The sequence below is a fragment of the Bradyrhizobium sp. RDI18 genome, assembly GCF_043203335.1.
Taxonomy (GTDB): Bacteria; Pseudomonadota; Alphaproteobacteria; order Rhizobiales; family Xanthobacteraceae; genus Bradyrhizobium; species Bradyrhizobium retamae.
The window spans coordinates 736,247-751,014 of the sequence record NZ_JBICRN010000006.1 but is presented as its reverse complement, the minus strand read 5'-3'; the positions used below and the strand labels follow the sequence as shown (position 1 = coordinate 751,014).

At 59.6% G+C, this 14,768-nt stretch carries 12 protein-coding genes and 6 pseudogenes; 13 read left to right on the top strand and 5 right to left on the bottom strand.

What is annotated here, in order from left to right:
* Window positions 1-247 precede the first annotated feature (247 nt).
* Window positions 248-1,633, top strand: a complete 1,386-nt coding sequence (locus ACFXS9_RS04575; protein ID WP_392685470.1) for a tyrosine-type recombinase/integrase — start codon at window positions 248-250, stop codon at window positions 1,631-1,633.
* On the opposite strand, the gene ACFXS9_RS04570 is transcribed toward ACFXS9_RS04575, so the two are convergent.
* The gene (locus tag ACFXS9_RS04570) at window positions 1,630-1,860 is read right to left on the bottom strand and encodes a hypothetical protein (RefSeq protein WP_057846842.1); all 231 of its coding nucleotides are present in this window, start codon (window positions 1,858-1,860) and stop codon (window positions 1,630-1,632) included. The genes ACFXS9_RS04575 and ACFXS9_RS04570 overlap by 4 nt on opposite strands.
* Between ACFXS9_RS04570 and ACFXS9_RS04565 the strand changes: the two are divergent.
* Both ACFXS9_RS04565 and ACFXS9_RS04560 read left to right on the top strand, forming a co-directional pair.
* Window positions 1,804-1,998 (top strand): annotated as a pseudogene (locus ACFXS9_RS04565) (hypothetical protein); the annotation flags it as partial. The gene ACFXS9_RS04570 and the pseudogene ACFXS9_RS04565 overlap by 57 nt on opposite strands.
* A gap of 102 nt (window positions 1,999-2,100) precedes the next feature.
* Window positions 2,101-3,489 (top strand): annotated as a pseudogene (locus tag ACFXS9_RS04560) (ISNCY family transposase).
* A 129-nt stretch (window positions 3,490-3,618) separates the two neighbouring features.
* On the opposite strand, the gene ACFXS9_RS04555 reads toward ACFXS9_RS04560, so the two are convergent.
* A complete protein-coding gene (locus ACFXS9_RS04555; protein WP_057841629.1) occupies window positions 3,619-3,822 on the bottom strand; it encodes a hypothetical protein in 204 nt (67 codons plus the stop codon).
* 1,071 nt (window positions 3,823-4,893) lie between these two features.
* On the opposite strand from ACFXS9_RS04555, the gene ACFXS9_RS04550 reads away from it, so the two are divergent.
* On the top strand, window positions 4,894-5,073 hold the full coding sequence (locus ACFXS9_RS04550) for a hypothetical protein (RefSeq protein WP_082637292.1): 180 nt from the start codon (window positions 4,894-4,896) through the stop codon (window positions 5,071-5,073).
* 379 nt (window positions 5,074-5,452) lie between these two features.
* A complete protein-coding gene (locus ACFXS9_RS04545; protein WP_392685466.1) occupies window positions 5,453-5,821 on the top strand; it encodes a hypothetical protein in 369 nt (122 codons plus the stop codon).
* Window positions 5,822-6,023: 202 nt separating this feature from the next.
* Here ACFXS9_RS04545 and ACFXS9_RS04540 read toward each other — a convergent pair whose 3' ends face one another.
* Window positions 6,024-6,293, bottom strand: coding sequence for a hypothetical protein (locus tag ACFXS9_RS04540; protein ID WP_392685463.1), 270 nt, complete (start codon window positions 6,291-6,293; stop codon window positions 6,024-6,026).
* Window positions 6,294-6,442: 149 nt separating this feature from the next.
* Window positions 6,443-7,132: an IclR family transcriptional regulator gene (locus tag ACFXS9_RS04535; RefSeq protein ID WP_057841628.1), complete on the bottom strand. Its 690-nt coding sequence runs from the start codon at window positions 7,130-7,132 to the stop codon at window positions 6,443-6,445.
* Between the two features lie 193 nt (window positions 7,133-7,325).
* Between ACFXS9_RS04535 and ACFXS9_RS04530 the strand changes: the two are divergent.
* From ACFXS9_RS04530 to ACFXS9_RS04495, 8 genes and pseudogenes are all read left to right on the top strand, one after another.
* Window positions 7,326-7,939, top strand: a pseudogene (locus ACFXS9_RS04530) (ABC transporter ATP-binding protein).
* Window positions 7,923-8,697: pseudogene (locus ACFXS9_RS04525) on the top strand (ABC transporter permease). The pseudogenes ACFXS9_RS04530 and ACFXS9_RS04525 overlap by 17 nt, the downstream one beginning before the upstream one ends.
* A gap of 146 nt (window positions 8,698-8,843) precedes the next feature.
* The gene (locus ACFXS9_RS04520) at window positions 8,844-9,707 is read left to right on the top strand and encodes an ABC transporter substrate-binding protein (protein ID WP_392685460.1); all 864 of its coding nucleotides are present in this window, start codon (window positions 8,844-8,846) and stop codon (window positions 9,705-9,707) included.
* 67 nt (window positions 9,708-9,774) lie between these two features.
* Window positions 9,775-11,034: a CaiB/BaiF CoA-transferase family protein gene (locus ACFXS9_RS04515; RefSeq protein ID WP_057841627.1), complete on the top strand. Its 1,260-nt coding sequence runs from the start codon at window positions 9,775-9,777 to the stop codon at window positions 11,032-11,034.
* 64 nt (window positions 11,035-11,098) lie between these two features.
* Window positions 11,099-11,926: a citryl-CoA lyase gene (locus ACFXS9_RS04510; protein WP_392687272.1), complete on the top strand. Its 828-nt coding sequence runs from the start codon at window positions 11,099-11,101 to the stop codon at window positions 11,924-11,926.
* A gap of 651 nt (window positions 11,927-12,577) precedes the next feature.
* Complete coding sequence (locus tag ACFXS9_RS04505; protein ID WP_392685457.1) at window positions 12,578-12,736, top strand: hypothetical protein; 159 nt, start codon at window positions 12,578-12,580, stop codon at window positions 12,734-12,736.
* A 184-nt stretch (window positions 12,737-12,920) separates the two neighbouring features.
* Window positions 12,921-13,640, top strand: a pseudogene (locus ACFXS9_RS04500) (DDE-type integrase/transposase/recombinase); the annotation flags it as partial.
* Window positions 13,641-13,644: 4 nt separating this feature from the next.
* Window positions 13,645-14,191: pseudogene (locus ACFXS9_RS04495) on the top strand (IS66 family transposase zinc-finger binding domain-containing protein); the annotation flags it as partial.
* Window positions 14,192-14,319: 128 nt separating this feature from the next.
* On the opposite strand, the gene ACFXS9_RS04490 reads toward ACFXS9_RS04495, so the two are convergent.
* Window positions 14,320-14,631: a recombinase family protein gene (locus ACFXS9_RS04490; protein WP_392687269.1), complete on the bottom strand. Its 312-nt coding sequence runs from the start codon at window positions 14,629-14,631 to the stop codon at window positions 14,320-14,322.
* Window positions 14,632-14,768: the final 137 nt, after the last annotated feature.

Below are 14,768 nucleotides of genomic sequence, written 5' to 3'. Positions count from 1 at the left end.
CCTGCGACCCGTTTCGATTACCTCACACGTAAGAAAGTAGAGTATTCGGAGATGTCCTAAGATGTTCGCTGGCATTCGCACATGCTCAGAAACCCTTGAAGAACAGGGGTTTTCGCGTACATTGCCGTTCGGCACTGTTTGTTCTTATTCGCGTCCAGCCGCCGATTTTGTTGGTATTCTTGTTGGTATCGGAAGAACAAACGTCGCCGCACAATTCCGATCTTCCGAGGCGCGAGAATCGAAACAGATGGCACGCAGTCAGGTTGGCGAGCACGCGAACCCCGAGCAGATCAGGACCGACGTCGACTGTCGCGCCGCCAAACCGAAATTCGAGAACGGCGCTTGGACGGCTACCAAGATTTCTGACGTGACAGGCGGCGGGCTCTACCTCTTCATCAAGCCGGACCTGAACAGGCCGGGCAAAGCCGCCTCCAAGCTCTGGCAGATGGCCTATCGCTTTCACGGCCGACAGAAGACCTACTCGATCGGGCCTTACGGCGATGGCAACGACGGCACCTTCTCACTCGCCACTGCACGTCAGAAGCGCGACGCCGCAAAGGCGCTGCTCGCCCAAGACCCACCAGTCGATCCCTCCGTCGAAAAGCAGTTCGAAAGACATCGTCAGGCGGCCGAACGCCCTTTCGGCGTGTGGATCGATGAATGGCTCGCAGAGAAGAAGACCGAGAAGATCAAGCGCGGCAGACGTGTCACAGTGCGCAGTCCTGAAACCATCGCGCTGCTCGAACGATGGGCTGGTTATCTGAAGGATCGTTTCGGAAAGCTCTATCGGAAAGACATCAAGCGCCCCGACGTTCTCGCCTTCTTTCGGGCGATGCAGGCTGAAGGCAGACTAGAGACCCGTGACCGAGTTCACAGTATCGGTTCGCAAGTTTGCGACTACGCTGACCTCGAAGGGGATGGCTACAATCCGTTCCGCGCCTGCAAGATGCAGCTTGTTGTCAACGTCTCGACGCCTCGGCCCGGCGTCACTGATCCGCAGGATGTGGTTCGCCTGTTCAGGCTGATCATGCCGACATGGGCGAAGGCCAGATTTGGCGACGTGGTCGGTGATGCCCTTCGGCTCGATGCACTGACCATTCCGCGCCCCGGCATGATCAACAACATGGAATGGTCAGAAGTCGACTGGGATACCGAACGGTGGACTATTCCTGCTGCTAAGATGAAGACCGGCTGGGACCATGTCGTGCCACTGTCGCGACAAGCCCTCGCTATCCTGCGACGCGTGCGGAAAATCACCGGTAATCGGCGCTACGTGTTCGCTTGTGCCGAAGATACACCCTTGTCCGGTAGAACGCTCTGTTGTCGGCTGCGTGCGCTCGGCATCGACACCAAGACCGAACATTGCGCCCATGGCTTCCGCACTACGTTCTCGACCCTTTGTCACCATGAGGAGATTAAGGAAGCCAAGGCGTGGGATGGGGACGTCATCGAGTTGCAACTTGCGCATCTCGAAAGTGACTCGGTAAAGGCGATTTACAAACGGCACGGACCGCTGGCCCTGATCGGCTCGCGCACCAAGCTGATGCAGCATTGGGCTGATCGGATCGATAACTTTGCCGTTCCAAAAAAGATTCTGCCGATCAAGGCAATCGTTGAAAGCTGCGCAAACTAGCTACTTTCCGGCGCAAAAATCGGCGGCCTTGTCCGGCTGCCAGAATCGCTCGCTGTGGCGAAAACTGCAAGGTCGGACGGCTTGGCGTTGACTTGAAGCGGCAGCATTGATTCATTCTTATGAATGATTCGTAATCGAGCCCACAAACGCGTGAGAAGCTTGTCGGGAAGCTGCCGGTCACCGGCGAACTGCTGCGCGGCTCGCTGCTGGAGCGCACGGTTCGTCATAAGAGCGGCTGCCCGAAATGCGCGCGCGGCGAAGGGCACCAGGTGCATGTCCTGACGGTAAGCTATGCGGGCGGACGCGTGCGCCAGTTCAGCGTGCGGCGCGAGCGCGTTGCCGAGGTGCGCCGTTGGCTGGACAACTACCAGAAGCTGAAAGACGCGATCGAGGCGATCTGCGAGCTCAATCACCACCTGTTGCGCCCTGATGCGGCGCTGCCGCGGGGAGGAAGAAACGTGATTGAGATGCGCAGAGCGCAACTGAGCTTCGGCGACGGCTTGATCGCCGGGGAAGTGAGCGATCTTCGCGAAGGCTGGATGACCCATGCTGACCGGGTTCTGGCGGATGAACAGATCGTCGGTGCGGTGTACGAGGCGCTGGCGAGACGACATCCCAAGAGTCGTGGTCGTGGTCGGCTGGGGGCGCCGGCCGAGATGGTGTTGCGATTGTTGATCCTCAAGCACGTTCGCAACTGGAGCTATCACGTGCTGGAACGCGAAGTGCGCGCCAATCTGGTGTATCGCGACTTCACCCGGGTGGGCGGCGGCAAGACGCCGGACGCCAAGACGATGGGACGCTGGGGCCTGGCTGTGGATCCGGAAACAATCAGGCAGATCCACGACCGGATCGTGCAAATCGCGCAGCAACGAGGGGGACGCAGGGACGCAGAATGCGCGTGGATACGACGGTGGTGGAGACCAACATCCATTACCCGACCGACAGCACGTTGCTGGGCGACGGGGTAAGGGTGTTGATCCGCACCATGAAGAAGGTCACCAAGATCGTCGGCACGGCCGGAACCAAACTGCGCGACCGAACGCGAAGCGTAAAACTGCGCCTGCTCGATATCGCGCGAACCGCACGTGCCAAAGGACCGCTCAATCGCGAGAAGCTCAAGCAAGGCTACCGGCGGCTGTTGAACTCGACGAGCCGTGTGGTGGGGCAAGCGAAGCGCTTCTCCCATGAGATCGCCGCCGGCGTGAAGCGGGCCAAGGGCATCTTCAAGCGGCTGGCGCTGCAAGGCTTGCGGCAGGAGCTGGAAACGATGATGTCGCTCGGTGCGACGAACGCATCTTCTGCGGCAACACGCGGGCGGAGGACAAGCTCTTCAGCGTGTTCGAGCCCTCGACGGAGATCATTCGCAAGGGCAAGGCCGGCAAGCCCAACGAGTTCGGCAAGATGGTCAAGCTGCAGGAGGCCGAAAACCAGATCGTGATCGACTACGAAGTCTACGATCGGCGGCCGAGCGATTCGGACCTGTTGGTTCCGGCCATCGAAATCCACCAAGCCAAGCTCGGTCGCACGCCACGTCTGGTCGCAGCAGACGCCGGGTTCTATTCCGCCAGGAATGAAGCCGCGGCGAAGGCGAGCGGCGTCAACGCGTCTGCATCCCCAATCGCTCCATCCATAGCGTCGCGCGCAAGCGCGAGCAGAAGAAGCGTTGGTTCCGCAACGGCCAGAAATGGCGGACCGGATGCGAGGGGCGCATCAGCGTGGCCAAACGGCGGCACGGGCTCGATCGCTGCCGCTACAAAGGCAGCACTGGAATGAAGCGCTGGGTCGGGCTTGGCGTTGTCGCCGATAACCTCATGAGCATCGGTCGCGTGATGGAAGAGCAGTCACTCCAAAGGTAGTCCACTTCCAGCGCCAATCTTGCCCTCTCATCGCCCCGCGGCCCCGCGGGGCTTCTCGTTGTCTGCGTGGTTGACCCCGCCCCTTCAGAGCCGCGATTTTTGCGCCGGAAAGTAGCTAGGAGCCTGTCTTCATTTACTCGGCTCAATGCGAGGGAGGGTCATATGATAGGCGTCGATGGAATCGGCATCGACCATGGTCTGGCCCTCCATTTTGTAGGCGACGATCTTTCCCTTCTTGATCAGCTTGTAGGCCTTGGTCCGGCCGAAACCGCCCCGCTCCAACGCCTTTTTCAACGGAATCAGGTTCCGCTTCTGGCGGGGCTCATCCGTCATCGCTATCGATCCCTCCTGTGCTCGGCTGTTCATCCTTCTCCGCCGCCGCTATTGAATCAGAATCGGCGGTCTCGTGCAGCTAGCCGCGGCGTGCTTCGGAACAGCGCGTGCCTGACATCCGCCTTTGTGAGTTTGGTTCTCGATACCAGGTTGGTGACCGCAAGATAAAAACGAGTGGCAGGGAAGAAAGCTCTGCGCCGATTCATTCAATCACGGCGTTCGCTCCTCTCTCCAGTGAAAGCTAAGAAAGCTTCGAGTATTATGGGACAGCTGAAAGAGCCGAGGATCATTGTGAGCGTGGTGAGATCGGAGAAGAACACAGCGATCATTTTCCGGTGACTGGATTTTCGCATCACTTTTTTGGTGTGACCGATTTTTCTGAACGCGTATTAAGCCGTCGCCTTTGTTGCTTTAGCTCGCCCAAGTTTGGCCATGATGGACTGGACAGGCCAACGGTTGCTCTCGCTGGCTGCTGTTGGATCACGTGAAGTGATGATGTGATGGCGGAGAGATGGCCAAAAATTGCGCGTGGTGGTTCACGGGCGGAGAATTCGCCCACGGCGCCAAGTCTGGATACATGCTGCCTGAAGTCTTGCCAGTTTTTGAGGCAGATCGAGTCGCCCATTTTGCAGATATGAATAATTTCCGGCCCGCCGCTCGATGCCCCTAAAACACTACAGAGTAAAGGATCCCCAGTAGAGTCAGCTAATCTGCGTCCCGACTCTCGACATTAGAACTTTGCGCCGGCTTCTTTTTCGCGTGACCGCGCGTTGTCTGCGCTCTGGTCATGCCGTCGTAATTGTTCGCAACCCGTTCTTAATCAAGGGGTCTGCCTCGTCCGCAAGCGCCACGAGGCGCGCTCTATTCATGTAAAATCGGTCGTCCATGCTGGTCCCCTTGAAATAAGAGGTACATGCCCGTTCTTGCGACCGACAACAGTAATCCAGATCACATATTTAGCTGTCAGCCGGCGAAGTCGCATTCACATTCTCGCAATAGAAGCTTGTTCATTGTCGCCGCAGACTGTCATGATAGAAGCCCGGCTCTGCCCCAATCCGATTCGGAGAAAGAATGGCAAAAGCAAAGAAAGTAGTTCGCCGCGCGTGGACAAAAGACGATGTTCGAAAAATGAAGACGATGGCAAAAGCAAAGTCAGGCGTCGCCAAGATCGCAAAGGCGCTAAAGCGAACTCCCGGTGCCACCACTGTGATGGCAGCAAAGCTAGGCGTTTCATTATCAATGCGCGCTTAACTTACAGGCGACGGGCCGGAGTGCGGCCTGTCGCCCATTTCCGCATCGCTGAATCTGAGCAGTTGGCGGTCACGCCCTGTGCGGATTGACATGGTGTAGCCTCGTAGTGAGCGGGCGTGGATTCTTGTTGAGCGCCCACCTGAGTTCGCATCATACGCCATCCAAGTGTCACCTTCGACGTGCCGCTCTAGAACGAAGACGTGCCCACGTCGCGCGGCGTGTGGTGGCCGTGCAGACGTTCGGGGAGCAATTTCGAGGACGGCGAGGTGGCGGTCGGCCGCCTGATGCTTATTGTCGCATGGTGTGAATGCCGCGAGCGGAGTCTTTCACCAGCCGAGCCGGCGGTCGATCGGTCGAAAAATGCGAAAGCTTTCTTGCGATGGAGGACGACATGCAGGAAGAGGCGCCGTCGCCGCCCAGGTCCCTTGTTTTCGAAGCGCCGCTGTTACGGCTGCTCGCGATCAACTTTGCCGCGGGCGTGTCGCTGGCGGTGCTCCTGGTCGGTGGCCTCATGCTGCTCAATCCCGGCAACATACGAGACCTCATCCTGGCCGATAACACCCCCGGCATCGCGCTCGGGCTGCTCCTGTTCGGCTTCATCATCACCCTCAGCTCCAGCGCGATGGGCACCGCCATCATGGCGATCGGGCGACGGCAGCCCGAGGGCCCGCCGCGAGGACCGGGACAGTTCGTGGCTGAGACGGCCGGCGACAAGACGCGCAGCCGGCAGCTGCATGATCGCTTCTGATTGAGTAAGAGCCTATGCTCCAGCCGGTCTCAAGGACGAAAGCGGCACCTACGCTCAGCTCTGCTTTCGAGGGCGAAGCGGAATTATTGTCCTTGATCTGAGACTAATTCATTCGGCGTGCGTTGCGCGCTGCGTGTCCCCCGAACATCGATTTTGAGGCTGACCCTCGCCTGACCCAGAAGTGCCGACAGGAACAACCCGATCAGAGGAAACTTCGGAATCTGGCGAGCTCCGTGATGTGATCGGCTGACAAGACTTTCGTTAAGAGCGGAGGCTGTGGCGCTGTGTGGATTTCGTAAAGATGACGTGTGGCCTCAGGCTTGGTCATAAACTCTCGTATGCAGTCGTCCAGCGTGCCTTCCGCCAGCAGATAGGTGCTTCTGTCTGCACGGCGCTCATTGTTTATGGAGGGCCATTTGCGAAGCATGGCGGGCGCATCGAATCGAATGTGAATGTCGTTCGCGTCCATCATCTCTGTACTCGATCGTTCAACGTGGCTGCTCTGCCTCTGAACAGTCGGGAACTGCCTGATTGCCTCATGCTGCGCCATAAGACACTGCCAGCCTTTGCCGAAGCCGCGTCGACTTCTTTACAAATGGCGCAAAGCGGATGCCTCAATGATCAGCATTCGCTCGCAGGCAGCAACCCCGCTAAGGCCTTGGCTTCCGATTTGAGAGCATCGATTGCCGACTTGCGGGCGTCGGCATCGAAGCGCGTCCTGATCGCTGATAGCGAAAGGGCGCCCCTCAGTTTGCCGTGTACGTCCATCAACGGCACGGCCGCCGCGGCGACCTCCGGATCCCGCTCTCCGATCGAAACATAAAAGCCTTTATCGCGGATCTTCTTCCCTTCTACGTTCGTTGGCTCGCGGTATGCAGTAAGAATTCGCCCGGCGGCGCCGCGATCAATCGGCAATCGCTGGCCTTCTTCGAGATGATGTCGAACTGAACGTGGAGAATTGACGCGGTAAAGACAGATGCGTTCGTCGCCATCTGCAACATAAAAGGATGCAGTTTCCCCCGTTGACTCAACCAGGCGACGAAGCGATGGCCGGATGACTTCGCCAAGATCCAGACCGCGCTGATAGAGCGCCCCAAGACGCCACAACTCCGGTCCCGGTCGAAACAACCGGTCCGCGCCGCGGACGAGAAAGCCGTCAGCCTCCAACGAAGACGCCAATCGGAGTACTGTGCTCTTGTAGAGGTCCGTCATCTCCGCAATCTGCGTCAGCGTCATCGCAGACCGCTCCGCGTTGAAACTTTTCAGGATCGCGAGCGCTCTCCTGACCGCGTCAACTCCTGTCTTGCTCATCTCTGCTCCAGTTCTGTAGAATAGAACCACTGCCAGATTAAGACGCCAAAGTCCATTACAGAAGGAGGTAAACGGTTCTGTACGGCAGAATAGATTGACTCTTCTTACACACAGGACTATGGATTGCATATAACAGAACGAGTTCTGAAGCGCGAAGGGCAGCCAAACGCTGGCCGTTGACTTGCGCGAGGTAATGATCCGCTTCGGCGCATTCATCGCAGTCAAGAGCGTGAACCTCCAAGTAGGCGACGCGGAGTTCGTTGCGGTCATGGGACCAACCGGTTGCGGCAAGTCCACCATCCTGAACACTGTCACAGGTCTCTCAAAACCCGCGTCGGGAGACGTTCAGATCTTCGGCAAGCCGCTCACGGGACTGAATGATCAGTCCGGCTACATGCTCCAACAGGAGGGCCTACTGCCGTGGAAGGCCGCGCAGGACAACGTTGGGCTTGGGCTTGTCTTTCAGGGCAAGTCACTCGAGGAGGCGCGCGCCGAGGTTCGGCCGTGGCTCGCCAAAGTCGGCCTGACGGGATTTGAGCAGCGTTATCCGCATCAGCTATCAGGCGGGCACCGCTCCTTGATCTTCATCACCCATCATCTTGACGAGGCGATCACGCTGGCCGACCCGCGTCGTCGTGATGTCCGCAGGCCCCGCCAGCCGGATGGACGGCGAGGTCAGGATCACGCTGCCTCGTCCCCGGGACGTCTCCGCGCTGCAGACCACGGACGAGTTCGTCGCGCTCTATCGCGAAATCTGGTCGCTGCTTGGGCGCTGAAGTGGAGAGGAGCTATGCCGCGCAGAAATAAGGTCGTTGTCACGCAAGTCGCGATCGTTCTCGCTCTTGTCCTGATCTGGGAGCTGGGGGTGCGATTAGGCCTCATCGACGCCTTTTTCTTTCCGGCGCCGTCGACCCTGGTCGGCAGGATAAGGAACTGGACGTCGACCGCGGATTTCTGGGCCGATGTTGGCATAACGCTGGTCGAGACGATCCCATCATTCGTCGTCGGGATTGCGATCGGCACTGCGCTTGGGATCTGGCTGGGATTAAGCCCGTTTGCCGCTGATGTCGTTCAGCGCTTCACCATGTTCAATGCGATCCCGCGTATCCTGCTGGGGCCGATCTTCGTTATCTCGTTCGGTCTGGGGCTGACCTCGAACGTTGCGCTCGGCGTGACCCTCGTGCTGTTCGTTGCGTTCTTCAACACTTTCCTACTAGGCGTGCGCGAGGTCAATCCGGTCGTCCTGGCGAGCACGCGACTGCTGCGCGATTCGAAATCCTCGCTGTTGCGCCACGTCTATCTGCCCTCTGCCACCACCTGGATCCTGTCGAGCCTGCGAGTGTCCGTCGGCATGGCGGTCATGCGCGCCGTGGTTGCGGAATATCTCGGCTCATCCGCCGGGTTGGGGCACCTGAATCGCGCAGGCCGAAGGGGTGCTCGATGCGACCGGCGTGTTCGCCGGAATCATTGTGCTGTTCGCATTCGTGGTCGCACTCGACGCGCTCGTCGATCGTGCCGAAAAGAGGTTGTTGGTCTGGCGGCCAGCGCCGCCTCATGAGACTTGAACATGTGCTTGGCCAAGTATATGCGCTTTTTAATCCGATTGATCTTTGGTGTTGCGGCCGTTGGCCTCTGCCTCTTATCGGCTGACGCCGGCGAACCTGAAAGGGCGACACTGAAGATCGCCGTCGGCTCCCAGATTCTCAATTACATGCCTCTCGAATTGGGCGTAAAGCTCGGTAACTTCAAAGAAGAAGGGCTCGACGTTACTGTCGAGAATTTCCAGGCCGGCGGCTCCAAGGCGCTGCAGGCGCTGATTGGTGGCTCGGTGGACGGCGTCGTGGGGTTCTATGATCACACGATGCAGGCGCAGGGCAAGGAGATCTCCTGCGTCTTTCTGCTCAACGACATACCCGGCGTTCTTCTCGGGGTGCGCAGCGATCTCGCCGACAAGGTGAGGAGCGGCGCCGACCTCAAGGGCCTGAAGCTCGGCATCACGGCTCCTGATTCCTCGACGGACACAATGGCACGCTATTACATCAAGAAGTCAGGATTGGGGCCGCGCGACGTCAAGATCATCGCAGTTGGCAGCGGCACGCCGGGCATGGTTGCGCTCGAAGCCAAGAACATCGACGCGCTGGTCTATTTCGATCCCGTTGCGACGCTGCTCTCGAGGAAGAATGCGGCCAAGCCGCTGTTCGATGCGCGCACGGTCGAAGGCTCCAAGACTGCCTTTAGCGGGATCTATCCGACCGCCTGTCTCTACCTCCAGCAATCGTTCATCGACAAAAATCCCGAAACCGTGCAGCGCCTGGTCAATGCCCTGCTGAAGACCCACCGCTGGATCAACTCGGTATCAACGGAACAGCTCGTTGACGCGGTCCCGGCCGGGTACAAGACCGACAATCGCGAGGTGAACATCGACGTCCTGAAGGCGTCGACGGCACTGTTTTCCCAGACCGGCCTGATGGACGCCGAGGCGGCCAAGGTAGCGCTGGCTGTGTTGAGCGATTTCGACCCAGGATCGCCGCGGCCAACATCGACCTCAGCAAACCTTCACCAATCGCTTCGCTGAACGTGCGGTCCAGCAACTGAAATAACAATCGCAGCGGCCGAAGATACGGCAAAGGAGGTTTCGTCAGATGTCCCTGCCGCTCACCGGCATCCGTGTCCTCGACCTGTCGAACGTATTGGCAGGCCCGTTCTGCGGCTACCATCTCGCGCGCCTCGGCGCGGAGGTTATCAAAGTTGAAAACCCCAACGGAGGCGATCTCGCGCGGCGCCTTGGCGCCGATCCGCAAAGGGCAGAGCGCCTTCAGGGCCTCTCCTTCGTCGGCGTCAACGCCGGTAAGCAGTCGGTGGCGCTCGATCTGAAGTCTGAAGCGGGAAGGGAAGTGTTTTTCAAGCTGGTGTCCGAGGCCGACGTCCTTCTCGAAAACTTCCGGCCCAAGGTCATGGAGCGGCTTGGTCTCGGTTTCGACGCGTTGTGCAAGCGCAACCCACGCCTCATCTATTGTGCGATCTCAGGCTTTGGGCAAAACGGTCCTTGGTCCGCCCGCCCGGCCTACGACCAGATCGTCCAGGGCCTTTCCGGCGCGATGAGTGTTACCGGTGATGCAGCCACGGCTCCGCTGCGGACCGGCTTCCCGATCTCCGACACCATCGCCGGGCTAACGGCCGCCTTTGCCATCGCCGCCGCGCTCGTCGAGCAGCAGCAAACGGGCAGGGGCCGCTTCATCGACGTGTCGCTGCTCGAGGCGACAATCGCGGCCATGGGATGGGTGGTTTCCAATCACCTGAACGGCGGAGTCGACCCGCAGCCGATGGGGAACGAGAATTTCACGGCCGCACCCTCCGGCACGTTCCGCACCGCGACCGGCCCGCTGAATATAGCCGCAAACGAGCAGAAGCAGTACCGGACCCTTTGCGATCTGATCGGCCGGCCGGATCTGAAGACAGATCCGCGCTTCGCAAAGCGCGAAGCACGTAAATTGAACCGCGGGGTGCTTAGCGATGAGTTGAACGCAGCCTTGAGCTGCAGGCCTGCAGAGGAGTGGGAGGCGCTGTTGAACGCCGCCGGCGTTCCTGCCGGCTGCGTGCTGACCGTTCCGCAAGTTTTGCGCGAGCCGCAGTTGCTGGAGCGCGGCTTTGTCGAGATGCTGCCGCTCGATAGGGCTGGCGAACTGCCATTACGCGTTACGCGCCCTGGTTTTCGGCTGGACGAGGTGTTTCCTGTCCCGGCGCCTCCCCCGTCGCTCGGTGCGGACACGGAGCGATGGCTGGCTCGGCTCGGTTATACCTATCCGGAAATTAAGCACCTTATCGCCAGCGGTGCCGCCGGAACGCCACATCAAGGAGGAGCGCATTTTCCACGGGTCCGCCCGGCGACGGATGGAGCGTGACGGGCAGGGAGTTGCGCGCAAGCAAGCCTCGGCCGGACATAGGCTGACGAGATTGGAAAACAGAATGAGCGAAACGGAGCTGCGAGAGCAGGCCGCCTATTGGTGGCGGACCTCCATATGCGACATTGCCCCCGGGCGGATCACCTACCGCGGATACATGATCGACGAATTGATTGGTCATATCTCCTTCCCCGCGATGATCTGGTTGATGCTGCGCGGCGAGCTACCCACACCGGCGCAGGAGCGGCTGTTACAGGCTGCGCTGGTTGCATCGGTGGATCACGGCCCGCATGCACCTTCCATCGCCATCGCGCAGATGGCTGTCAGTTGTGGGCTGCCGCTCAACGGCGCGATGGCATCGGCGATCAACACGCTCGACGACGTGCATGGCGGAGCGGGGGAGCAGGCGATCGAACTCTATGACGAGGTCCTGCGACGCAGCGAGACCAAGGACCTCGATGAGGCTGCCGCTGAGGCGATTGACCATTTCACCGCCACGCGCAGCAAATATCTGCCGGGCTTCGGTCACCGGTTTCACCCCGTCGACCCGCGCGCTGAACCGCTGCTCGCACTGGTCGATGCCGCGATCAGTGATGGTGCCGTCACGGGTCGCTATGCCAGCGCTGCGCGCGCGATCGAGCGCGTCATGTGCGAGCGCAACGGCAAGCTCATCCCTATGAACATCGATGGAGCCACTGCAGTCATCTATGGGGAGCTGGGCTTTGCTGCACCCCTAGCCCGCGGCATCTTCTGCTTGTCACGCGCGGTAGGCATCCTGGCGCATGCATGGGAGCAGACCGGACGCAAGGACCGCAATAAAGGACCGATGCCCAAGCAGTTCGCCTACAAATACCAGGGGCAGCCAAGGCGCAGCCTAAAGGAAGCGCCATGATGTACCTTGAGGGACCGCCGCAGTTCATCGAAACGCGCGTCTTTTCGGCCATGCCCGCCAAATTGCGTCGGCCCGGAGTCCGCTCGGATTGGGCGGACGTCAACCGTGGAGGCAAGCCGGCTGACTGCTTCATCGAGGGCCGTCGTTCGACGCGTAGGGAAATCTCTATCTGATCGACATTTCCTTGGCCGCATCTTCAGGCTTGCACCCGGTGGCTCCTGGTCCTTGATCGTCAATAACGGTTGGCGGAATGGCCTGGCCGCATTCTCGCGTCCGACAACGTCTGGGGTGTGCCGTAAGATCGGCAGGTTTAGCTCATTCTTCGGGACGAGCGGTCCGGACGTGCTGGCAATGGACGCCGGACGCTGTTCGTAGCTCATGCATAGCTGGGCCACGTCTTCGTCCTGGCATCGAATGGCGAGTGCATCGCTCCGCATCAGTCCTGCGCTGGCTCGACGTGTACGAGCGTTGCCTTGGGTCAAGATGGCGCTTTGTTTATCACAGAATTAGCAACCGGTTTGGTACGTTCGGTATTGATCGCAGAGTTGGTGCCTTGTAAAGCCACGCTCAAAAAAGCGGCAGCTTCGGCAAGCTGCATCTTATCGTCATTTCGATCAGTTGTTTTTATCGAAGGAGAGCACGGGGCGACGCGTGATCAACCGCTGTATCGACCCGCCGATGCCGGGCTTTTTGCCGGACTCCCCGGCGCTCGGTTATCGGCAACACAGATACATGGCGCGAGATGATGCTGATACGCCTTGGCAGACCGCCATCGCCGCGCAACTGGCCACTGGTCACCAATATCCGTAACACCTCGTGGTCGCACTGACGCATCTGGCTCAAGCCGGAGAGCCGCTGCTTGCTGCCCGCCAAAGGTTCAGTGGGTGATCGCGGCACAGACGTCGCGTTGATGTAACTTGCTGCCATTCCGGCCAAGGTGTTTAGTCCCGAGCTTTGATGGTGCATTCTTATCGCACGATTCGAAGGATGCGCTATGGGACAAGTTTTACACGGCTGCGCCACCACGACGGAGGCAATCCGTCGAGCAATACAGAATAGTCAAGAGAGCCTGAGGGCGCTCGCCAGGCGCTATGGGATCAACCAAAAGACCGTCGCGAAGTGGAAGGAGCGCGAGACCGTCGCCGATCTCCCGACAGGCCCGAAGGAAGCCAAATCGACCGTGCTTTCCATCGAGGAGGAGGCGATCATCGTCGCTTTCCGGCGGCATACGCTATTGCCGCTCGATGATTGCCTCTATGCGCTCCAGCCGACCATCCCGCATCTGACGCGATCATGCCTGCATCGCTGTCTCCAGCGCCACGGCATCAGCCGATTGCCGGAGGTCGAAGGCAGCAAGCCTCCGAAGAAAAAGTTCAAGGCTTACCCGATCGGTTATTTCCACATCGACATTGCTGAGCTCCAGACCGCTGAAGGCAAGCTCTACCTCTACGTCGCCATCGATCGCACCAGCAAGTTCGCCTTCGTGCAACTGGTCAGGAAGACGGGAAGGACCTCCGCCGCGGCCTTCCTCGAAGCTCTGATTGCGGCTGTCCCCTACAAGATCCACACGGTTATCACCGACAATGGGATCCAGTTCACTTTCCCGCCGCGCTACGCAGACGGCCCGACGGCAAGATACGTGACACATATGTTCGATATGCGCTGCCAAGAGAATGGCATCGAACATCGGCTAACCAAGATCAAGCATCCCTGGCTTCATGAATTTGAAGTCGGATGATCTTCCTTCGGACCTCGCGAGAGCCCAGGCGGCGCTGCTGGTCGAGCGTGAAGCGCGGCAAAAGGGTCGAGGCTGAGCGTGATGCGGCCGTGGCTGAAGCCGCCAGCGCGAAGGCAAAGCTGTCCGACACCGAAGCGCTGATCGCTCATCTGCAGCTCAGGATCGAAAAGCTGAAACGCGAGTTGCATGGGTCGCGCTCCGAACGCACGGCGCGGCTGATCGAGCAGTTGAAAGATCTGGTGATGTCGGCGACCGAGGATGAGCTTGCAGCTCGGGCCGCGGCGGCGAAAACCCAAACCGTGCGCGCGTTCACGCGCAAGCGGCCGGTACGCAAGGCCTGGCCGGATGACATCGAACGCGAGCGCGTCGTCATCGATCCCCCCGGGCCGCGCGGCAAACAGTGTGGAAGTGCGTCAATCGGATTGCGCTCTATACCCCCGACCACCTGCGCCTGCTGTGGCGGGGCGCGGTTGTCGAAGCTGGGCGAGGATGTAACCAGGACATTGGAGGCGATCCCGCGCCGCTTCTGACTGGGCTGGGATGGGCGGCAGCTTCGGCAAGATTGTACTTTGGAAAAGAGCTGCGCAACATCGGTTCTGCTCGAATTCGGACGTGGGGCAAGAAAATGTTGTTTTGACCGACGTTCTGCGTCTGGTCAGGATTGGTGCATCACCGCTGGATCAGTAAGCTCTTCGGACTCGCATCTCCTTCCCGGAGAACAGGACGTGCGGCAGCCGAAGGTCTGCCAATCGATATTCGCCGGGTATTTTTGCCTCACCACAATCCACCAGTCCGTTTCAGGACGCGAGCATTCTCGTGGCGGCGCTCCGGTATTCGGGATGGTCTTTGCCAAGTCCCTATAGACAAAGCAGCCGGCATAGGGCGGAGTCTCAAGAATCGCCGTCACGGCCGATTCTGTCGCAGCCTGACAGCGCGGATCCTTATGGCGGTCACGGCGAGGCAGCACCAGGTCGCGGCGATGCACTGCAGCTGACTATCCTACATGACGCGGTCATCCCCGCTGCCTCCAGCAGCACGCCAGACCCCATGGAATTGCAACCGACGGTACCTGGGTTTTCTTGTGCATCCGGAAAAACGCCCTTC